This window comes from Pseudomonas sp. NPDC089392 (assembly GCF_044749595.1).
Classification (GTDB): Bacteria; Pseudomonadota; Gammaproteobacteria; order Pseudomonadales; family Pseudomonadaceae; genus Aquipseudomonas.
On the sequence record NZ_JBIVIF010000037.1, the window covers coordinates 41,645 to 63,316 of the forward strand.

Consider the following 21,672-nt stretch of genomic DNA (forward strand, 5'->3'; position numbering starts at 1 on the left):
CATTTGCGCGCGAACGCCTTTGCGCATGGCTCGATATCGCGTCGTGCAAACAAGGCGGTCGCGCGCGCCTGGCACAGGAGGGACTGGCCCGAAACAAACGTAGGAGCGGCTTTAGCCGCGAAGCGCCGCGCGGGCGGCGCTCGATCTACGCACCACTGCAAATATCAAGACAGGCATCAGCGCTTGCCGAGAATCTTCCCCAGCATCTCCGGCCGCGGAGCCCCCTGCTGGCTTTGCAAGTTACCTTGCTCATCCTGATAAAAAATCGCCGGGGTAGCCTGCAACCCCATTTCTTCCATCAACGCCATGTTCGCCGCCAGCTTCTGCTGCACGGCGTCCGGCACCTTGTCCAGCGCCTTCAGGGTGCTGGCCTTGCCGGCCTTCTCATGCTGCTGCAGGGCCTTGGCCGGGTCTTTTGCCGCCAGCAGCGCCGCCGACTTGCCCGGGCTGTCCTCGCGGATGATGCCGACCATGATATGGCGCAACTGCACCTTGCCCGACTCCACCCACGGCCGCGCCTGCTCCCAGAACATGTTGCAGTACGGGCAGTTGGGGTCGCTGAACAGGTACACCTTGCGTGGCGCGTCGGCCTTGCCATCGGCAATCCACGCGGTTTTCTCCATCTTCGCCCAGATTTCCTTGCTCATCGGCGCATACACCAGCTTTTCCAGTGGCTCTGCGCTCAGGTCCTTGCCCTGCTCATCGAACAGGCTGCCGACCAGCACGTGCTTGCCGTCGGGGGTCAGGTACAGGGCCAGGGCGTTGTTCTGGTACTCGGCGGCGTAGCCGCGCAGACCGGCGGGCGCGTCGAAACTGCCCTTGATCACGGCGCCCTTGGCTTGCAGTTGCTGAACACCCTTGGGCAGTTCTTCGGCCTGCAAGGCGGGGGCGGCCAGCAGGGCCAGGGACAGGGGCAGCAGTGCAGTCAATCGCATGTCAGTTTCCTTGTGCGGCAGGGGCGGGCGCGCTGGCCCGGTCGAAAGGTTCCAGGGCGTGGCGCAGGCTGGCCCGGGACAGCTCGCCCAGGTGGCTGCCGACCAGCCGCCCGTCAGCGTCGTAGAACAGTGTGGTGGGCAGGGCCATGGAGCCGACGCGCTGGGCGAGCGAGCCGGTGCCATCGAACAGCACGTGGGTCAGGCTCAGGCCGGTGGTGGCGAGGAAGGTGCTGACGTTCTCCGGGGTCTCGCCCTGGTTGACGAACAGGAAGGTCACATGCGGGTAGTCGCTTTGCGCCTGTTGCAGCACCGGCATCTCGCGCCGGCAGGGCGGGCACCAGGTGGCCCAGATGTTGATCACCAACGGCTTGCCGCGGTAACTGTGCAGCGCCACGGATTGGCCGCCGGCATTGCGCAGGCTCAGTTCGGGCAGCTCGGTGCCCTTGCTGTACAGGTGCCCGCCAAGGCTGGCCAGGCCCCAGAACAGCGCGCCGCTGAACAGCGCCCAGCCCAGCGGGCGGCGCAGGCCTGGGTGGCGCCAGCCCTGCCACAGGGCGCCGAGCACGATGCCGGCCAGGCCCGACCAGAACAGGAAGCCACCATCACGAATGTCGATGATCTGCACCGGGTCGTCCCGGTACATCGGCCAGTAGGCCAGCACGAAGCCGGCGCGGGCGCACAGCAGGCCGATCAGGAACAGGTTGAACAGTGCTGATTCCGGGCTCTCGCCGCCCCGCCGGGCGACCCACCAGCCGACCACGCTGGCGATCACCAGGGCAGTGAGCATCAACAGGTGGTTGAGGGCCATGGTCAGTGGCCCCAGGGTTACGGTCAGCATCAGCCTTGGCTCCTGGTCTGGGCCCAGTGTTGCTGGAACGCGGCCGCATCCACTTCACCGGTGATGCGCCGCGCGCGGCGTTCTTCGCCTTCCGGGCCAATCCAGATGATGCTCGGCGGGCCGGGCACCTGGTAGCGCTGCAGCAGGGCCTTGCTGGCCGGGGTGTCGGCAGTCACGTCCAGGCGCAGCAGGTGCACGCCGGCCAGGCCGGCCTGCACGTCGCTGCGGGCGAATACCTGTTTTTCCATGACCTTGCACGACACGCACCAGTCAGCATAGTAATCGAGCATCACCCACTGGCCACGAGCCTTGGCTGCATCCAGCTCGCGTTGCAGGTCTTCGGGGCGGCTGACGGTGACAAAGCTGTCTTCGGCGTGCTGGCCGGCGGCTGGCGCAGTACCGCCAGCGGTGAACGGGCGCAGCGGCTGCCAAGGGTCGTCGCCACCCGCTGCCGCGCCTACCAGCAACAACCCACCCCACAGGGCCCCCAGCAGTGGCACCGCGCGCAACGCTGGCAGGCGCTGCAGGGCCGGCCAGGCGGCCCAGGCCAGGGCGATCAGCCAGGCGCCGCTCAGCGCCAGCAGCAGGGTGGCGGGCAGCAGGCTGCGCACGGTGTACAGCGCCATGGCCAGGAAGACGAAGCCGAACACGGCCTTGACCCGGTTCATCCAGGCGCCCGGGCGCGGCAGGTAGCGGTTGCCCAGGGTGACCAGCAACAGCAGCGGCACACCCATGCCCAAGCCCAGGCTGAACAGCACAAGCGCACCCTGCACCACATCGCCGCTCTGGGCGATGTACAGCAACGCGCCGGCCAGAGGTGCGGTCATGCACGGGCCCATCAGCAGGCCAGACAACGCGCCGAGCGCCGCCGCGCCATACAGGTTGCCGCCACGGGTGCCTTGCCCGGCGCGATCAAGGCGGTCACGCAGGGCGGCGGGCAGTTGCAGTTCGAAGGCGCCGAACATCGGCAGGGCCAGCAGCACGAACAGCCCCGCCAGGCTGCCCAGCAGCCACGGTTGCTGCAGCCAGGCCTGCAGGCTGGCGCCCAACAGCGCGGCAACCACGCCCAGGGCGGCGTATACCAGGGCCATGCTCAACACATAGACCCCAGCCAGCAGCCAGCCGCGCCGGGCGCTGGCGCCATTGCCCAGGACCAAGCCGGCGAGGATCGGCAGCATCGGCAGTGAGCAGGGGGTAAAGGCCAGCAACAGGCCAAGGCCGAAGAACGCCAGCAGGCTCCAGGCCAGGTGGCCTTGTTGCAAGCCGCTGGCCAGGGCTTGGTCGCTGGCTTGTTCGGCAGCTGGCGCCACACTGCCGCCCAGGTCGATCAGCGTGGTTTGCGGCGGGTAGCACAGGCCGGCGTCGGCACAGCCCTGCCAGCCAAGGCGCAACTGGCCCTGGGCATTGGCGGGGAGCAACAGCTCAAGTTGGTCGCGGTACACCGCACTGTCGCCGAAGAACTCATCATGGTGGTTGAGGGCCGCCGGTAGTTGCGGGTGCTGCTCGGCAGGCAGGCCGTCGAACTTCAGGCGCTTCTGATACAGGTAGTAGCCAGGCTTGATCTGGAAGTACAGGCGCATCTGGCCGTCGGCCTGGCGATCGTGGGTAAGCACGAAGGCCTGGTTTACCGGCAGGAAGTCGGGTTTTACGTCGAACGGGTTGGCCTGCAGCGGGCCGGCCAGAAGTAGTGTCAGGAAGAGCAGGAGGACGCGCATGTCTTCGCCTTGGCAGATCTAGGAATGGGGCCATGCTGGATGGGGTTGATTAAATGAAGGTTAACGCGGGTTTTTGGGGTTGGGGGGGCATCAAGGCTTACAGGTGCTTGCCGGGGGATTTTCAGCGCCTGGGAGATCGAGCGCCGCCCGCGCGGCGCTCGATCTCCCAGGCGCTGAAAACCCCAAGACGAACACCTATCAGCCCCGACGCAAACCCCGCCCGTCACCCCAGTCACACCGTGACATATTGTCGGCTTGACTTTGCTTATGCCCATATCCTTGTTGTAAAGTTGACGCACGAGTCAGATTTTTCCGACTCGCGCGACAAGGTTCTCACTCTTCCGAGTCCCCCGCACAAGAATCAAAAAAATGGGCAGACCCCCTGCTGCCCAGAGGATCAAGCATGTCCAACCGTGATATTTCCCGGCGCGCCTTCCTGCAAGGCGGCCTGATCGCTGGTGTCGGCGTAACCATGGCGCCACTTGGCAGCCAGGCGTTCGCCGCGCTGATGGAGGAACGCGTCACCACCTCGCCGCAAAAGTGGATGAACCATGACGGCAAGGCGCGGTTCCGCAACGACGCCCTGTCCAAAGTTTGTGGCGACAAGGTCTTCGCCCGTGACATCCGCGCCAAGGACATGCCCGGCTGGCCGGCTCGGCAGGGCCACGCGCTGCTGCTCAAGGCGACCAAGGCCGACCGCATCTATGCCGGCCATGACCTGAGCCTGCTCGGTACCGAGCTGCAACCGGACCGCATCGTCACCGCCGCCGATCTGGAACACGACGGTATTGCCTGGCCCGAAGCCCACTCGCCCGACCCACTGCTGCCGCCCGGCAAGGTACCGATGTTCATCGGCCACCCGGTGGCGATCCTGATCTGGCACGACTTCGAGCGCTTCCGCCAGGCCAAGCGCAAGCTGCAATTCAACGACCAGGCGATCCGCTATGGCGCCCAGGCGCCGCTGTACCAGCGCGACCCCTACGGCAGCTTCCGCTTCGTGCGGGTGGGCGGCGCCACGCCGTTCGACGACGATGAATTCTCCAGCCTGAAGAATTCCATGCTGTTCCCGACCATCCTCAACCGCAAGCCGGTGTGGTCGAAGGAGCCCAACCAGCACGGCGACCTGACCGAGCAGGGGCTGTTCTACGCCAAGCGCATGGGCGAGCAGCTGGATAACCCGCCCGAAGGCTGGCTGGTGTTCGACGAGCGCTACAAGACGCCGTCCATCGAACCTGCCGCGCTGGAGCCGGACAACGGCAACGGCTGGTACGACCCGGCCACAGGCACGCTGCACTTCGTGGTCGCCACCCAGTGCCCGTTCGAAGTGGCGCAGGAATGCGTGCACATGATCAAGCCGTCGCGCTTCGCCCTTAACACGCTGAACATGCACCCGGGCTACACCGTGGGCTATGGCTCGAAAGACAACAACATCTTTGTCTTCTACGCCGCCGTGGCCGCACTGTATGGCGCCGGTGTGCCGATCCGCCTGGCCAACGACCGCTACGAGCAGTTCCAGAGCGGCATCAAGCGCCACGCCTTCGACATTCGCTACCAGCTGGCGGTGGACAAGAAGGACAACAGCTTCAAGATCTTCCGCGCCGACATGAGCTGCGACGGCGGCGGGCGCATCAACTACAGCCCGTCGGTGGCGGCGGTGGGTGCCACTGCCGCGCAGTCGATCTACTACATGCCGCAGAACGACCTGTCGGTGACCGCCTATTTCTCGCGGGGCGTCGAGGCCGGCTCCATGCGCGGCTATGGCACCTTGCAGAGCATGGCCGCCACCGAGATGATGGTCGACGAGATCGCCGGCCGCCTGGGCGTCGATGCCATCGACCTGCGCCGCGCCAACGCGCTGAAATCGGGCATGAAGAACACCCAGGGCGCGGTCCCGGCCGGTGCCCTGCGCCTGTACGAGATCCTCGACAAGGCCGCCGTGCACGATTGGTGGCGCAACCGCGATACACGCAAGCAGCAGATGGACGCGCAGGACCCGGACCACTGGTACGGCGTCGGTTTTGCCATCTGCCAGAAGGACTTCGGCACCGGTTCCGAAGCACCCATGGCCAGTATCGAGTTCAGCCGCGACGGGCGCATCAGCCTGCGCCACATCGGCACCGAACTGGGCACCGGCATGTCCACCTCGCAGGCCTTGGTGGTCAGCGACTTCCTCGGCCGCTCGGCCGACGAGGTGCGGACGGCGGTCACCGAATGGCCGGAGCTGCAGCTGAGCACCAGTGGCAACCCGTACCTGATCAGCCAGCCCGAGCAGGACGCCGCGCTGCGTAACCCGCGCTGGGTCGGCAAGCTGGCCTCGCCGTCGTCGGCAACCAACTCGGCGTTCTACTTCAGCCATGCCACCCGCGAAGCGGCACGCGTGCTGTTCAACCACGGCCTGTGGCCGGCGGCCATGGCCATCTGGAGCCAGGGCCCGCACGGCGGCCAGGCCAACCCGCTGGTAGTGCGCCGCGAGAACGCGGTGTGGGTCAACGGTGAGCTGACCGGCAACGGCCTGGCACCGATCCCGTTCGCCCAGCTGGCGCAGAAAGCCCATGACATGGGCCTGGTCACCGGCGTCAGCGTGCACGGTTTCAACCGCTGGAGCTGGGCCGAGGCTGATTTCGTCATCGATGGCGTGCGCGAGCGCTTCCCGCTCGACGCCGTGGCGGTCAAATACGGCGATGGTGCAGTAAACGCCAAGAAAGCGCAGATGAGCAGCCACGGCTACCACCTGCTCGACCGGCAGAACGCCGCCTACCCCGACACCCAGCTGAACAACGCCATGGTCACCTACTACAGCCCGGTGGCGACCATTGTCGAGGTCAAGGTCAACAAGGGCACGCATGAAGTGCAGGTGCTCAACCACCACAGCTGGGTCGAGTGTGGCCGGGTGCTGGTGCCGGAGCTGGTCAAGGGCCAGCTCGAAGGCGGTATCGCCATGGGCATCGGCCACGCACTGACCGAAGAAATGCCGTTGTACGAGGGCGGGCCCGGGGAGGGCGACTGGAATTTCAACCGCTACCGCCTGCCGCATGCGCGTGACGTGGCAGTGTGGAAGCAGACCAGCGAAATCCTCCCGCCGCTGTCACCGACCGACCCGTCCAAGGGCATCGCCGAAGTGGTGATGATCCCGGTCGTCGGTGCCATCGGCAATGCCGTCGCGCATGCCATTGGCAAGCGCGTGCGCGATCTCCCCATCACCCCAGCCCGTATCAAGGAGGCCCTCAATGGCTAACCGTCCACTGCAGCTGACCCTCAACGGTCAACCGGTCGGCCCGGTCGAGGTCCCCGACGACCTGGCGATGCTCGACTACCTGCACGAACACCAGAACCTCACCGGCTCGCGCCTGGGCTGCGGCCAGGGTATCTGCCACGCCTGCGTGGTGATCGTCGACAACCCCGACGGCACCAGCGAGGAGGTGCGCACCTGCATCACCGGCGCGCATTACTTCGAAGGCAAGAAGGTGCGCACCATCGAAGGCCATGCCAAGCAGGACGAGGCCGGCAACCTCACGCTGAACCCGATCCAGCAGAAGTTCGTCGACCTGTTCGCCTTCCAGTGCAGCTACTGCGCACCGGGCTTCGTCAACGCCGCCACTGTGCTGGTGGAAACCGCCCAGCGCCAGCCACTGAAGAAGAGCGAGGTGGAAGACCGCATCGAGGCCAGCCTGGGCCACCACATCTGCCGCTGCACCGGCTATGTGCGTTACTACGACGCCACCCGCACGGTGCTCAATGACCTCGGCCTGGTCAAGGAGGGTTGAGCATGGGCTTCGTACGTAGCGCACTGGCGCTGGCCCTGGGCTTTGCCGTCAGCTCGTTGGCCCTGGCGGCCGACGAGGCGCAGGTCAAACGCGGCGAATACCTGGCCCGAGCGGCCGACTGCATGGCCTGCCACACCGCCGAAGGCGGCGCGCCGTTTGCCGGCGGCCTGCCGATTCATTCGCCGTTCGGTACCATTTATGGCAGCAACATCACCCCGGACAAACGGTACGGCATCGGCGACTACAGCGCCGACGAGTTCTTCGCCGCGGTCACCGAGGGCAAGCGCAAGGATGGCGCCAACCTCTACCCGGCGATGCCATATACCTCGTACCACCTGATCAAGCGCGAAGATTCGGACGCCATCCTCGCCTACCTGATGACCATACCGCCGATCAACCGCCCGGCACCGCAGACCGCACTGAGCTTCCCGTTCAACGTGCGCCTGGGGCTCAGTGGCTGGAACATGCTGTATGGCAAGAGCGTGCAATTGCAGCCGACCGAGGGCAAAAGCCCGGCCTGGCAGCGCGGCCAGTACATGGTTGAGGTCATGGGCCACTGCGGTGAGTGCCACACCCCACGCAACGCCATCGGCGCACTGCAGCAGGAGCAACGCCTGAGCGGCGGCCTGTTGGGCGGCTACCTGGCGCCGAGCCTGCTGGCCCAGGACCTGGCCGAGCGCGGCTGGACCCAGCCAGACCTGACCACCTTCCTCAAGCACGGCATCAGTGCCCAGGGCAGCATGTTCAACGAGATGTTCCCGGTGGTGCACCACAGCACCCAGCACCTGGAAGATGCCGACCTGGCGGCCATGGCCACTTACCTGCTCGGTGACCAGCCACCGCCGGCCAAGGCCATCCAGGCGGTTGCCCTGGCGCAGATGAGCGACAGCGCCAAGCGCGGCCACCAGCAGTACCTGAACGTCTGCGCCGGCTGCCACGGCGTCGACGGCGAGGGCAAACCGCACATCGCCGTGGCCATGCGTGGCAACACGGTGCTGCGCCAGGGCGATTCACGTAACCTGGTCAAGGTCATCCGCGAAGGCATCCGTGAGCAGCAGTTCACCGGCTTCGAGCGCATGCAGCCAATGCCGGGCTTTGCCGACAAGCTCGATGACCAGCAAGTAACGGATATGGTCAACTACCTGCGCCAGGCATGGGGTGGATTGCCCGGGGACCTGAGCGTACAGCAGCTCGCCGAGCTGAAGGCGGAGTAAAGCGTGCAGCATCTCGATCTACAGGTGGTCCGCCAGGCCTTGCAGTGGTCGTGCAACGGCCAGCGGGTATGGTTGTGCACGGTGCTCGCCACCTACGGTTCGGCGCCGCGTGCGCCGGGCTCGCTGCTGGCGGTGAACGCCAGCGGCCAGTGGTTGGGTTCGCTGTCCGGGGGTTGCGTTGAAGACGACTTCCTTGAACGCGTGGCCCTGGGTGAATTCCCAGAGCCAGTAGCCGTCGTGCGTTACGGCGATGGCAACGACCCGCGTTCGAGTGTTCGCCTGCCGTGTGGCGGTGTGCTTGAAGTGCTGGTGGAGAACCTGCCGGCCGAGTGCGCGGTGCAAGCGCACCTGCGTGAGCTGGAAAGCGCATTGCTGGGCCAGCGCCGGGTATTGCGTGAGGTGAGCCTGCCTGAGGGTACCCGCCAACTTTTCGATGACCACAGCCACGGGCCGCGCGTCGAGCGGGAAAGCGCCCTTGTGCGCCTGCGCGTCGGCGCCGCCCAGCGCCTGCTGCTGGCCGGGTATTCCAGCGTGGCGCATTTTTGCGCTGAGTTCGGCAAGGGCATGGGCTTTGAAGTCATTCTTTGCGAGCCGCGTGATGAAGTGCTCGATGGCGTGCGTCTGGACGGCATCGAAGTGCGCCGGGAGCTGCCATCGGAGTTTATTCTCAATGGCGGTTGCCATGCCGACACGGCCGTGGTCGCGCTGACCCACGACCCGAAGATTGATGACCTGGCAATGCTAGAGGCGGTGCGCACCGAGGCGTTCTATATTGGCGTGATGGGCTCCCGGGTAACGTCCGACAAGCGCCGTGAACGCCTGCAGCGCATCGGTGGCCTGGGTGAAACCGAACTGGGCCGCATCCATGCCCCGATCGGCCTCAACCTGGGCAGCAAGACCCCGGCGGAGATCGCCTTGGCGGTGCTGGCCGACATCCTGCGGGTGCGTAACGGTATTGAGCGGGTGGCGCTGTGAGCGTGGTCGCGCTGGTGCTGGCAGCAGGTAGCGGTACGCGCTTCGGGGCCGACAAGCGCCGGGTGACCCTGGTTGATGGCCGCAGCCTGCTGGCGCACAGCGTGGAGCGGGCGCGGGGGGTGTTCGATGATGTGCGCGTAGTCTTGCGTGCGGGCGAGTGGGGCGAGGATTTTGGCTTGCCTGCTGATTGCCAGGTCATCGTCAGCCCGGATGCGGCGCTGGGGATGGGGCATAGCCTGGCTGCCGGGGCCAGGTCGTTAAGCGATAGCCAGGCGCAGGCAGTGGCGATCTTGCTGGGTGATATGCCGTGGATCGAGTTGGCAACCCTGCGCCGGTTGGCCGAGGCTTCCAGCGCATCGCGCATCGTGTTGCCGCGCCATGCGGGGCAGCAGGGGCATCCAGTGATTTTCGGGCGGGAGTTCTGGCCGGCGCTGGGGAAGTTGGCCGGGGATGAAGGGGCGCGGGAGGTGGTGCGGGCGCAGCGGGATTGTTGTTTGGTGGTTGATGTGGGGGATGCTGGGGTGTTGCTGGATGTGGATACGCCGCAGGGGTTGGTGTAGGGCCAGGGTGTTCGCCGTGACATTTTTTTGCGCCTGTGGAGGGTGTCCGCCGTGACGTTAAGGTGCCTGTGGAAGGTGTTCGCCGTGACATTTACGGCGCCTGTGGAGGTGTTCGCCACAACATTTTCTGCGCCTATGAGTTCGAGCGCCGCCCGCGCGGCGCTTCGCGGGTAAACCCGCTCCTACGTTTGTTTCGGGCCAGTCCCTCCTGTGCCAGGCCCGCGCGACCGCCTTGTTTGTACGACGCGATATCGAGGCATGCGCCAAGGGGTTCGCGCGCGAATCCCACAGGAATAATTGGCCCGAAACAAACGTAGGAGCGGGTTTACCCGCGAAGCGCCGCGCGGGCGGCGCTCGATCTCACAGGCGTAGAAAATGTCATGGCGAACACCTTCCACAGGCGCCAAAAACGTCACGGTGAACACCCCGCCCCTACATCCCCCCCAAACTGATCCCCACCCCCCCACAAAAGGTCCATAATCCCCCCTTAATCCGCCCAAGGTGCAATGCCAGCCACACCATTCCGGGAGCCCCACCATGCACGTTCTGCTCTGCGAGGACGACGACCTGATCGCCGCCGGCATCTGCGCCGGCCTTACCGCCCAGGGCCTGACCGTGGACCGGGTGGGCAACGCCGCGGACGCGCGGGCGATGCTGCAGGCCGCGCAGTTCGACGTGATGATCCTCGACCTCGGCCTGCCCGACGAAGACGGCCTAAAGCTGCTGCGCCGCCTGCGCGAGAAAGGCGAGAACCTGCCCGTGCTGGTACTCACCGCCCGCGATGCCGTCACCGACCGGGTCGATGGCCTGCAGGCCGGTGCCGACGACTACCTGCTAAAACCCTTCGACCTGCGCGAACTGGCCGCGCGCCTGCACACCCTGCTACGGCGGATGGCCGGGCGGGCGGTGAACGTGATCGAGCACGGCCCGCTGCGCTACGACCCGAGCAGCTGCGAGGCGACCCTGGCCGGCCAGCCAGTCGACCTGTCGCGCCGTGAGCAGGCACTGTTGCAAGCGCTACTGCAGAACCCCGGGCGGGTGCTGTCCAGCGAGCAATTGAAAGACTGCGTGTACGGCTTCAGCGACGAAGTCGAGAGCAACGCCCTGAACGTGCATATCCACCACCTGCGGCGCAAACTGGGCAACGGTATTGTCGAGACCGTGCGTGGCCTGGGTTATCGCCTGGGCCCGGCGCAGGCACCGGAAGAGGCCGCATCATGAGCCTGCGGGTACGCCTGAGTCTGATCCTGGGCAGTGCCTTCGTGATCATCTGGGCGCTGGCCGCCGCGTGGATGCTGCGCGACCTGCGCCAACAAATGATGTTTTCCCTCGACCAGCGCCTGGTGGCCTCAGCGCGCATGGTCGCCGGGCTGATCGACCAGCTGCCGCAGCCGTTGACCGCCAAGGGCGAGGATGCGCACTTTTCCGCCGACCAGTTCAGCGTACCGGACGGCATGGCCTGCCAGGTCAGCTCGCTGCGTGGCGAAATCCTGGCCAGCAACCACAAGCACGATGGCGCCATGGACGACGAGCGCAGCGGCTTTCGTGACCAGACCATCGACGGCGCGTTGTGGCGCACCTTCACCTACAACCATGGCGATGTGCGCATCACCACCGCCGACCGGCACATGGAACGCGAGGCGCTGAACCAGTCGATCCTGCTGGCGGCCTCGGCGCCGGTATTGATGGCCTTGCTCGGCAGCCTCGGCTTGTTGTGGATTGGCCTGGGCAAGGGCCTGGAACCGCTCAACCGCATGCGCGACGCGTTGCGCCGAAGGCGTGCGGACAGTGTCGAGCCGCTGCAGGTGGCGGGCATGCCCAGCGAGCTGCAGCCGTTGTTGGAAACCCAGAACCAGCTGTTCTTGCGCATAGCCCAGACCATCGAGCGTGAGCGGCGCCTGACCGACGATGCCGCGCATGAACTGCGCAGCCCGCTGACTGCGATCAAGACCCACCTGCAGGTGGCACGCATGACCGAGGGTGCCGTGCGTGAACAGGCGCTGGAGCATGCCGAGCAGGGCGCCGACCGCATGCACCGCACGCTGGAGCAGTTGCTGATGCTGGCGCGGGTGGAAGGCAGCCTGTCGTTCGAGGATGGCGTGCAATGCAGCGCAGAGCAGGTCGCCCGGCAAGCGGTGCAGGATGCCGGTGGCGGCGACAACCGGCGCATTGTGCTGCGCTTGCCTGAAGAGGCCACGCAGATTTACCTGGGCATGCCCGCACCGCTGGCTGTGGCGGCACTGCGCAACCTGCTGGACAACGCTTTGCGCCATGGTGGTGAAGAGGCGGTGGAGCTGGAAGTGCAGATGGCCGACGGCCAGGTGGGCTTCATGGTGCGCGACCATGGGCCGGGGATTGCCGAGGCGGACCTGGAGCATTTGACCGAGCGTTTCTGGCGTAATGGGCAGAGTGGTGGTTGCGGGTTGGGGTTGGCGATCGTGCAGGCCATTGTGCAGCGCTGTGCCGGTAGCCTGCGGTTCGACAGCCGTAGCGATGGCTTGCGGGTTCTGCTGCAGGTGCCGGCGCGCGTGGGGCATTGATCTATACCGCCTGTGCCGGCCTCTTCGCGGGTGAACCCGCTCCCACAGGTTCTGTACAGGCTGCATGCGGGGTGCGGTCCCTGTGGGAGCGGGTTTACCCGCGAAGAGGCCGATCCTGCTGTCAAAAATCCCACAACAACCGCTAAATCCTCCCCGCACTCAAGCGTTTTCCAAGCGATAACCGCCCATCCGCTTGCTTGCGAGGATTCACCCATGTCCACCGCTTCCAGCCTTGCCCAGCGCCCGCCGGCCAGCGCGCCGCAGCCCTTGTACGAGTTCACCGATTCGCCCTTGCTGCAACGCCAGCAGCAACAGGAGTCCAACGCCCGCAGCTACCCGCGGCGCATCCCGCTGGCGCTCAAACGCGCCCGCGGTATCCACGTGGAAGATATCGAAGGCCGGCAGTTCATCGACTGCCTGGCCGGCGCCGGCACCCTGGCGCTGGGCCATAACCACCCGGTGGTGGTCGAGGCGATTCAGCGGGTACTGGCCGATGAGCTGCCACTGCACACCCTGGACCTGACCACGCCGGTCAAGGACCGCTTTGTCCAGGACCTGTTCGGCATCCTGCCCGAGGCGCTGCGCCGCGAGGCCAAGGTGCAGTTCTGCGGCCCGACCGGCACCGATGCGGTGGAGGCGGCGCTCAAGTTGGTACGCACGGCCACCGGCCGCAGCACCGTACTGGCCTTCCACGGTGCCTACCACGGCATGAGCCAGGGCGCGCTGAGCCTTATGGGCAGCCATGGGCCGAAACAGCCGCTGGGGGCGTTGCTGGGCAATGGCGTGCAGTTCATGCCGTACCCTTACGACTACCGTTGCCCGTTCGGCCTGGGCGGCGAGGCGGGGGTCAAGGCCAACCTACATTACCTGGAAAACCTGCTGCTCGACCCTGAAAGCGGCGTGCCGCTGCCGGCAGCGGTGATCCTTGAGGTGGTGCAGGGCGAGGGCGGAGTGATTCCGGCCGACATCGAATGGCTCAAGGGCGTGCGCCGGATTACCGAGCAGGCCGGGGTGGCGTTGATCGTCGATGAGATCCAGAGCGGCTTTGCCCGCACCGGGCGCATGTTCGCCTTCGAGCATGCCGGCATCGTGCCGGACGTGGTGACCCTGTCCAAGGCCATTGGCGGCAGCCTGCCGCTGGCGGTGGTGGTATACCGCGACTGGCTGGATACCTGGAAGCCGGGCGCGCATGCCGGCACTTTCCGTGGCAACCAGATGGCCATGGCGGCGGGTTCGGCGGTGATCAATTATCTGGTTGAGCACCGCCTGGCCGAGCATGCTGAGGCCATGGGCCTGCGCCTGCGCCAGCACTTGCTGCAGTTGCAGCGGGATTATCCGCAGCTGGGGGATGTGCGCGGGCGTGGATTGATGCTTGGGGTGGAACTGGTGGATCCGCAGGGTAAGCTGGATGCCCTCGGCCACCCGGTAGCCAACCGTGAGCTGGCGGCCAAGGTACAGCGTGAGTGCCTCAAGCGTGGGCTGATTCTTGAGCTGGGTGGGCGGCATGGTGCGGTGGTGCGCTTCCTGCCGCCGTTGATCATCAGTGGCGAGCAGATCGATGAGGTGGCGCAGCGCTTTGCCGAGGCGTTGATCGCGGCGGTCTGATCGATAGCCGGGGCCGCTCTGCGGCCCTATCGCGACACAAGGCCGCTCCTACAAGGGGTCGCATATCTGTTGTAGGAGCGGCCTTGTGTCGCGATAGGGGCGCAAAGCGCCCCCAATATCCTGGCTACCAACCGCGCCCGGAATTCACCCAGAAATTCACCGACAGCGATGTGCTCACCGACTCCACCTGGTGGAACCAGCCCTCAGGCAGGAACAGCAGGTCGCCGGCCTGCAGCACCACGCGCAAGAACGGCACTTCGCGCGCCGCCGGGAAGCGCTGGTAATCCGGCGCGTCAGGGTTGAAGTCGCAGCCGTCGAGGCCGCCCTTGGGGCTGGTCGACCAGGTGCCCAGGGCCGGGCGGTGATGCGGCGCGGCGAGGATGAACGACTTCTGCCCCCAGACCTGGGCGAACAGGTTGTCGGCATCGTCACGGTGCAGGGGGGTAAGGGTGCCCTTGGGGCCGATCCAGATGCGCGGCGCGATGAATTTGTCGCGGCTGAAGTACTGCGGGTGGCGGATCAGCGTCAGCAGTTTCTCCGGCACGATGTTGTTGCCCATGTAGGCTGGGGTTTCTCCCGGTTTGGCCGGGGTGTCCAGCGAGGCGATGAACTCGGCCATGGAGGTGGAGCGGAAGTCGCGATCGGTGGAGAAGGTCTTCTTTACGTAGTCACCGTGCCGGGTGATGCCCTGCAGTTCGGCGAAATGTTCCAGCGAGGCCTGGCGGCCCATGGTGAACAGCGGCCAGTCTTGCAGCGCATCGCTGATCACTACTGGCGTGCCGTGTACCAGGTAGTCGTTCTGGAAGCGCCCCAAGGGCATATCGGCGCGGGCGATGCGTGCCACTTCGCGCTGTACCGGTTGTGCGGCTGACACGCGTTCGCTGAGGCGTGCCGGGGTCGGGTAGCGCTGGTTCATCGACACCTTCGCCGCCGTCGCCCCGCGGCGGGCATTGCTGATGATCTGCGGCAGCAGGGTGGCCAAGCCCATGTTGCCGGTGATCTTCAGTCGTGCGCTGGCGAACAGCTCCTCGACGTTGGCGGTGCCGCCCATGATGCCAAGGAAGTCGCGCTCGGCCACCTCGATGGTGACGTCCGGGGCGCTGTGCTGGCCGGCGCCGGTGCGGCTGCTACCGCGAACCTCCGACCAGAAGGCCCGGTCCTGGCCGAAGTCGAACTGGAATACGCCTTCGATGCCGACGGCATGGGCGTTGGCGAACAGTTTGCTGAGGATGCTCTGAAGGTCCACGGTGTGCCTCTGGCGGTCTTTCGTTGTGCAGGGATAACGAGTGCCTGCGCCAACGATTTAGCCGCCTGGGCGGGTAATTTTTCGGCGTGCTGCTACGTCCCGTAGGGATGTTCGAGTCACATTGTTCACCCAAGGAACCCACATGGCACTGCACCCTGATCTGGCGGCATTTCTGGAACTGGTCGAATTTGGCCGGCTGACGGGCAGGAGCCTGCCCATGCACGCGATGGACGTGGCCCAGGCCCGGGCCGAATTCGCCGGCAGCTCGCAAGTGCTGGACCCAAGCCCGCCCGGCAGTGTGGTGATCAGCGAGTTGCAGATAACCGCGCGTGATGGCGCCAGCCTGGCTGCACGCTTGTACCGGCAGGGCGGAACAGCCGGCGCCTTGCAGCCGGTGATCTTTTACCTGCACGGTGGTGGCTATGTGGTCGGCAGCCTCGACTCGCACGACTCGGTGTGCCGCCGCCTGGCCGCCCTGGGCGAGTTCGCGGTGCTGGCGCCGGACTACCGGCTGGCACCGGAGCAGCAGTTCCCGGTGGCCCTGCACGATGTGCTGGACGCCGCAAACTGGCTGGCCGAACAGGCGGCGACGCTGGGGCTGGACAGCCGCCGAGTGGTGCTGGCCGGAGACAGCGTGGGGGCCAGCCTGGCGGCGGTGTTGGCCATTACGGCGGTCGAGCAGCCCGAAGCGCTGGCGATCAAGCCGCTGGCGCAGTTGCTGTTCTACCCGGTGACCGATATTTCCTGTCAGCGTGGTTCGCACCGCGAGCATGCCGAGGGTTACCTGCTGGAGACGCCAACGTTGGAGTGGTTCTACCAGCATTACGCGCCGCAGCCCGAACAGCGGCTGGACTGGCGGGTGTCGCCGTTGCTGTCAACGCTGCGTGAGCCGTTGGCGCCGGCATACCTGTGGGTGGCCGAGTATGACCCGCTGCATGATGAGGGCGTTGCCTATCGGGACTGGTTGCTGGCGGGGGGGACGTCGGTGACCTTTGCGCGGGTGGACGGGCTGACCCATGACTTCTTGCGCATGTCGGGGATCGTTGGGCAGGTAGAGGGGATCTATCGGGATGTCGGGGAGTGGCTGAAGGTGATTGGCGGCCAGTCCTGACTTGAGAATGCCGGGGGCGCTTTGCGCCCCTATCGCGACGCAAGGCCGCTCCTACAGGAGACCGCGATCCCTTGTTGGAGCGGCCTTGTGTCGCGATGGGCCGCAACGCGGCCCCCAGGGCCCTACCCGCGGACGCGCTTGCCCAACACATCCACCAACCGCTCTATCTCCGCCTCGGTATTCAACAACCCAGGCGCCGTCCGCACCACCGGCCCGGCATCCCGCGACACGGCATCCACCACAATGCGCTGGCTGTTGAGATACTTGGCCACCTCATCGGCATCCTGCCCCTTGACCCGGAAGAAGCTGAACCCCGCCGAGTACCGGGCACTGCGCGGTGTCACCAGCTCAACCCCTGGTAGCGCCTCCAGGCGCTGCTTCAGCTGGTCATTAAGCCCATGAATCCGCGCCTGCACCGCCGCCTTGCCCAGCTGCAGGTGCAGCTCGAACGCCTTGCCCAACGCCCAGCGGTGTTCGAACGCGTGGTAGCCGCCTGGCGTCATCACCGTGGCGAAGTCTTCATTCTCCGAGAAACTCGCTATGGTCGGGGTCAGCTGTTTCAGCTCGGTGGACGCCGCGCAGATGATCCCGGTGCCCCGTGGCCCGAACATCCACTTGTGCGTGCCGGCGATGAAGTAGTCGCAGTTGAGGTCGGCAAAGCGCATGTCCTCGACGCCAAAGCCATGCACGCCGTCGATCACGTAGATGATCTGGTCCTGCTCGTCACGTTGACGGTTGACCTCGTGCACCAGCTTGCCAATCTCGCCCACAGGCAGCTTCACGCCGCTGCCCGAATGCACCCAGGTCATGCCCAGTACCCGGGTTTTCGGCCCGATGGCGCCTGAAATGGTCGCCAGCACCTGGTCGCTACTGACCTTGGCGGGGTCTTCGAACAAGCGCAAGCGGCGCACCGCTGTGCCGTCGCGTGATGTGCGAAAGCCCATGGTATGGCGCGCGGCCGAATGCTCGTGCACGGTGGTGAGAATTTCCTGCCCCGGCGCAATCTTCAGGCCGCCATAGATCAGCCCCAGGCCTTCGGTGGTGCTGCCGGTCAGGGCAATCTGCCGGGGAGTCACTGCAAGGTAGCGGGCGGCCCATTCGCGCACCGCGGCTTCGTGCTTCCACTCTGACTGGCTGTCCCAGTCGACCATCTGTGCCGGGTGGTGGTCGAAACGGGCGCGCAGGGCTTCGATGGCTTCGCGCACCGGCCGTGGGTGCGAGGTGATCAGGAAGTTGGCGAAGTGCGCGTAGCTCGGGTCCAGCTCGAACAGGCCGCGAAAGGCAGCCCAGTCGTTGGCGGTAGCGGGTTTTGCAGCTGCTGCGTGGGCGGCAGGCAGCAACGGGCCGGGGCCGGTCAGTGGCAGGGCGGCAGCCAGCAGGCCGGCCTGCTTGAGAAAGGTGCGACGATCGTTCATCAAGGTACTCGAATGGTCTCAGGGAGACGAAGTGGCGACAGGTTGTGCGACGCGCTGTACCTGCTCCCACACCCGCAGGAAGTTGCCGCCCCAGAGCTTGGCGATATCCGCTTCGGAGTAGCCGCGGCTGATCAGTTCGGCGGTGACGTTGCGTGCTTCGCTGGCGTTCTGCCAACCGTCGATGCCGCCGCCTTCGTTGAAGTCCGAGCTGAGGCCGACATGGTCGATGCCGACCTTGCGCACGGTGTAGTCGATAGCGTCGCCATAGTCCTTGAGCGTGGCTGGCGGTTCTTCGTCGAGAATGCCGTACAGTGCGTTGGCGTACTGGCCGACCTTCTGCTCGGGCCAGCCGGCAATCACCGGGTCGCCGGGCATCAGCGCGTAGTTGAGGTTGGCCAGCGGTGGCAGGTCGTAGCCTGCGCGCAGGGCGTTGAGCTTGTCCTGGGTCTTGCTGCTCAGCGGCTTGAGGTAGGTGGAAAAGGCCACCAGCTGGATCACCCCACCGCTGTCCTTGATCAGTTGCAGTTCCTTGTCGGAGAGGTTGCGGTTGATGTCGACCATGGCCCGCGGCGCCGAGTGCGAGGCCACCACCGGTGCGCGGCTGAGGGCTACCACCTGGGCCAGCGCCTTGCTCGACATCTGCGACACGTCGATGATCACGCCCAGCTCATTCAGCCGTTGCACGGCGCGCTTGCCGACCGGCGACAGGCCGTCCAGCGCATCGACAGTGTCATTGAAGAACGGCAGCGGGCGCGAAGAGTCGGCCCAACTGTTGTTGCCCACGTAGCTGAAGCCGAACATGCGTACGCCGCGCGCGGCCCAGCGGTCGAGCTGGTCGATGTCGTCACCCAGCGCATAGGCGTTGAGCATGCTGAGGAACACCGCGAACTTGCCTTCGCCATGCAGGCGCCGCATGTCTTGGGGGGTGTAGGCAATGCCGACCTGTTGCGGGAAGTCGCGGACCATGGCGCTGATGGCGTTGTAGCGCACTTCCTGGGTATGCCGGGCGGCCTCGACGAAGCCTGGGGTAGGGCGGTGCGGGCCATCGTTGCCGGTCCAGGATTCGGGCCAGGCGAAGATGGTCAGGGCGGCGCTCGACAAGCGCCCGCTGGCGGCCTTGGCCAGGTCGAAGCGGCCATTGCCGTCCCTGTCGGCCTCGCTGCCTTCGGTGCCAAAGGTCAGCGGCAGGGTGACATGGCTGTCGAACGAGATGATGCGCTCCTGCAGGTCGTTGGCCTGGCGGGTCACCTCGCGGGAGTAGCCGGCAGGGGTGGCGAAATAGTGCCAGGCAGCAAACCCGGCACCTGCGGCTACTGCCGCGGCCAGGCTGATAAACAGGGCTTTCTTCCAGCGTGGAGTCGTCATCTTGGTCTCAGTAGGTTCACCGTCGAGGGGATGGGCACAGAGGCCGCCGCTACCTGCAGTGAACGAGCTCGCACCTTGGGAATTTAGGTTGTTCGCGGGGAAGTGGGGGAGAGTGGCTGTGATTTGTCCGTTGGGGGGATGGGGTGAGGGCTTCCAGGTGCATGGCTTGGGATTTTGGTTGATGCACAGATCGAGCGCCGCCCGCGCGGCGCTTCGCGGGTAAACCCGCTCCTACATTTGTTTCGGGCCAGTTATGCCTGTGCCGGAGGCGCGCGCCCCCTGGGTGCATGGCTGGAGAACGATGAAGATCAACGGCCTTCCCTTCGATATTGAATGGAACACACAAGGCGGACAGCGGTGACCTCACAGGAGTGACTGGCCCGAAACAAATGTAGGAGCGGGTTTACCCGCGAAGCGCCGCGCGGGCGGCGCTCGATTTCACAGGCGATAAAAATCTTGTGCCAAGCCCCCCCATATGCAACTGATGCCCCGTTAAATTTCCCTTGCCGTGCAACGTTCTAGCCTTGGACGGGCCGTGCTCCATGGCCGCAATGAATGCACAGGTATGCAATGACGATTTCCCGACGCGGTTTCATCGCCGGTGTGGCATTGACGGGTGTGGTGGTGCCCGGTGCGCTGGGTGCTCTGTACGTGCAGCGCCAGCGTGAGGCCGAGGAATTTCCGGAAACCCCTGGCGAAGCCGTCGTGGAATTGGCCGATACCCGCCTGCAGCAGCTGGGCGACACCCTGCGCGGCATCTGGCGCTGGACCCTGCAAGGCAAGGATGCGGGGCTGGAGGGCCTGCCCACGGGTGAGCTGGAGCTGTTCCTGGATGTGGCGGCCAGCGGTCGAGCCCTGCGTGGCTACCTGGATACTCCCGAGCGCCTGCGCGGGCACGAGGAGCCTCGCTACCGGGTGGTCGGCGACCTGTTGGCCGACAAGCCGGGCACTTTGCGCTGGCGGTTATTCTCCGACCAGGCGCGCTATGAGTGCCATATCGTGCTCGACGAAGTCTGGGGCCGCTTTGGTAACGCCGGCCCGGCGACCCTCAACGGGCGCATCGCGCGTATGGACCGTGCACTGTCGTTGCCGCTGCAGGACAACCAGTTCCTGGCCCTGAAACACACCTTCCCCGAGGCGCGCGAGCGCACCCCGCTGAATCCGCAGTTGCTGGCTTGGCTGATCGCCCCGGAGCATCGCCTGTTTCACCAGCTGTGGCACTCCTCGCGGGACAAGTGGCACAAGCTGGACAAGGACAAGCAGGGCGCCCTGCGTGGCCTGGGCTGGCAGCCGGGGCCGCGAGACCGCGAGCGTGATGCACGCGGGCGGCACAAGGACCGCAATGGCTCGGGCGAGGATTTTTTCTTCATGCACCGGCACATGCTCGGCAGCGCCCGTGCCCTGCAAGACTTGCCTTCCTGGCCGCGCTTCCCGCTGCCGCAGCCGGAGCTTGAGCGTGACCGCGCAGGCTTTGCCCGCTACTTCGACAACCATGACGGCAACGCCCTGCCGCCCACCTGGCTGGCCAGTGGTGACGCGGAGTACACACAGTGGGTGCGCGACATCAAGACGTCGGATACCTTCCACGGCAACTTCCAGGTCTGGGAATCGCGCTACACCGACCCGGAATACCTCAGCACCCTGACCCTGGGCCAGTTTGGCTCGGAGGTGGAGCTGGGCCTGCACGACTGGTTGCACATGCGCTGGGCATCGGTACCGCGTGACCCGTCCAATGGCATGCCGGTGCCGACTGCGCGCACGCCGGATGACTTTGCCGAACGCTGGTTCGCGGCGCAGAACGACTTCCTTGGAGACCCGTTTTCATCCCATGTAAACCCGGTGTTCTGGCATTTCCATGGCTGGATCGATGACCGCATCGAGGACTGGTTTCGCGCCCATGAGCGGCTGCACCCGGGCCAGGTCCGGCGCCTGGAAGTCAATGGCGTGCCGTGGTTTGCGCCGGGGCGTTGGGTGGAGGTGGCGGACCCGTGGCTGGGGCCGGACACCCATGGTTGCTCGACGGTGCCCGGGCTGCGGCCTGGGCGTAGCGTGGAGATGGACCCAGAGACCATGAAGCTGGCGTTGCGCATCATCTACAGCGATGAAGGCCTGTTTGACAAGCTGCGGCCCAAGGTGCCACAGCGGCCTTGGTATGCGCGCAACCTCAAAGTACAGCACAGGCCTTGAGTCCGGCGCTTAACCTGTAGGAGCAGCCTTGTGCTGCGAAGAGGGCGGTAGGGCCAAAGGTTAACTTCGGCACAAATGGCCCTTTCGCAGCACAAGGCTGCTCCTACACAGGCTGTGTGAAAACCTGAAATTTTGAGCCAGCTCCTGCAAAATGCCCCGCATCAACGATGCGGGGCATTTTTCATGGCGTACATCCAGGGTG

Annotated in this window: 16 protein-coding genes; 10 read left to right on the forward strand and 6 right to left on the reverse strand. The window is 65.7% G+C overall.

From position 1 onward, the window contains the following. Positions 1-176: 176 nt before the first annotated feature. From dsbG to dsbD, 3 genes are read right to left on the reverse strand one after another with little or no spacing between them, the layout of a single operon-like run. Positions 177-935, reverse strand: a complete 759-nt coding sequence (gene dsbG, locus ACIP1G_RS24715; RefSeq protein ID WP_400741623.1) for a thiol:disulfide interchange protein DsbG — start codon at positions 933-935, stop codon at positions 177-179. A 1-nt stretch (position 936) separates the two neighbouring features. Next, positions 937-1,773, reverse strand: coding sequence for a prolipoprotein diacylglyceryl transferase family protein (locus tag ACIP1G_RS24720; RefSeq protein ID WP_400741625.1), 837 nt, complete (start codon positions 1,771-1,773; stop codon positions 937-939). Further along, a complete protein-coding gene (dsbD, locus tag ACIP1G_RS24725; protein ID WP_400741627.1) occupies positions 1,773-3,488 on the reverse strand; it encodes a protein-disulfide reductase DsbD in 1,716 nt (571 codons plus the stop codon). The genes ACIP1G_RS24720 and dsbD overlap by 1 nt, the downstream gene beginning before the upstream one ends. Positions 3,489-3,891: 403 nt before the next feature. Here dsbD and ACIP1G_RS24730 point away from each other — a divergent pair, with 403 nt between their 5' ends. The 8 genes from ACIP1G_RS24730 to ACIP1G_RS24765 all read left to right on the forward strand — a co-directional run bounded on the left by ACIP1G_RS24730 (position 3,892) and on the right by ACIP1G_RS24765 (position 14,146). Further along, the gene (locus ACIP1G_RS24730; protein WP_400741630.1) at positions 3,892-6,723 is read left to right on the forward strand and encodes a xanthine dehydrogenase family protein molybdopterin-binding subunit; all 2,832 of its coding nucleotides are present in this window, start codon (positions 3,892-3,894) and stop codon (positions 6,721-6,723) included. After that, on the forward strand, positions 6,716-7,252 hold the full coding sequence (locus ACIP1G_RS24735; RefSeq protein WP_400741631.1) for a (2Fe-2S)-binding protein: 537 nt from the start codon (positions 6,716-6,718) through the stop codon (positions 7,250-7,252). The genes ACIP1G_RS24730 and ACIP1G_RS24735 overlap by 8 nt, the downstream gene beginning before the upstream one ends. Before the next feature lie 2 nt (positions 7,253-7,254). After that, positions 7,255-8,466 (forward strand): c-type cytochrome, encoded by a 1,212-nt coding sequence (locus ACIP1G_RS24740; RefSeq protein WP_400741633.1) that lies wholly within the window; start codon positions 7,255-7,257, stop codon positions 8,464-8,466. Between the two features lie 3 nt (positions 8,467-8,469). After that, positions 8,470-9,441 carry an XdhC family protein gene (locus tag ACIP1G_RS24745; RefSeq protein ID WP_400741635.1) on the forward strand — a complete coding sequence of 324 codons (972 nt, stop codon included), beginning with the start codon at positions 8,470-8,472 and terminating at the stop codon, positions 9,439-9,441. Further along, on the forward strand, positions 9,438-10,001 hold the full coding sequence (locus ACIP1G_RS24750) for an NTP transferase domain-containing protein (protein ID WP_400741637.1): 564 nt from the start codon (positions 9,438-9,440) through the stop codon (positions 9,999-10,001). The genes ACIP1G_RS24745 and ACIP1G_RS24750 overlap by 4 nt, the downstream gene beginning before the upstream one ends. Before the next feature lie 537 nt (positions 10,002-10,538). Continuing rightward, complete coding sequence (locus ACIP1G_RS24755) at positions 10,539-11,222, forward strand: response regulator (protein WP_400741639.1); 684 nt, start codon at positions 10,539-10,541, stop codon at positions 11,220-11,222. After that, positions 11,219-12,541, forward strand: a complete 1,323-nt coding sequence (locus tag ACIP1G_RS24760; RefSeq protein WP_400741641.1) for an ATP-binding protein — start codon at positions 11,219-11,221, stop codon at positions 12,539-12,541. The genes ACIP1G_RS24755 and ACIP1G_RS24760 overlap by 4 nt, the downstream gene beginning before the upstream one ends. A 213-nt stretch (positions 12,542-12,754) precedes the next feature. Next, positions 12,755-14,146, forward strand: a complete 1,392-nt coding sequence (locus ACIP1G_RS24765) for an aspartate aminotransferase family protein (protein ID WP_400741644.1) — start codon at positions 12,755-12,757, stop codon at positions 14,144-14,146. 124 nt (positions 14,147-14,270) lie between these two features. Here the strand turns inward: ACIP1G_RS24765 and ACIP1G_RS24770 are convergent, their stop codons facing one another. Beyond that, complete coding sequence (locus ACIP1G_RS24770) at positions 14,271-15,392, reverse strand: cupin-like domain-containing protein (protein ID WP_400741647.1); 1,122 nt, start codon at positions 15,390-15,392, stop codon at positions 14,271-14,273. Between the two features lie 142 nt (positions 15,393-15,534). Here ACIP1G_RS24770 and ACIP1G_RS24775 point away from each other — a divergent pair, with 142 nt between their 5' ends. Continuing rightward, positions 15,535-16,503: an alpha/beta hydrolase gene (locus ACIP1G_RS24775; RefSeq protein WP_400741650.1), complete on the forward strand. Its 969-nt coding sequence runs from the start codon at positions 15,535-15,537 to the stop codon at positions 16,501-16,503. A 122-nt stretch (positions 16,504-16,625) separates the two neighbouring features. Here ACIP1G_RS24775 and ACIP1G_RS24780 read toward each other — a convergent pair whose 3' ends face one another. Both ACIP1G_RS24780 and ACIP1G_RS24785 read right to left on the reverse strand, forming a co-directional pair. Beyond that, entirely contained in the window at positions 16,626-17,918 is a 1,293-nt protein-coding gene (locus ACIP1G_RS24780) for an aminotransferase class V-fold PLP-dependent enzyme (RefSeq protein WP_400741653.1), read from the reverse strand. Between the two features lie 18 nt (positions 17,919-17,936). After that, positions 17,937-19,283, reverse strand: coding sequence for a dipeptidase (locus ACIP1G_RS24785; protein WP_400741655.1), 1,347 nt, complete (start codon positions 19,281-19,283; stop codon positions 17,937-17,939). Between the two features lie 570 nt (positions 19,284-19,853). On the opposite strand from ACIP1G_RS24785, the gene ACIP1G_RS24790 reads away from it, so the two are divergent. Beyond that, entirely contained in the window at positions 19,854-21,470 is a 1,617-nt protein-coding gene (locus ACIP1G_RS24790) for a PvdJ/PvdD/PvdP-like protein (protein ID WP_400741657.1), read from the forward strand. Positions 21,471-21,672 lie beyond the last annotated feature (202 nt).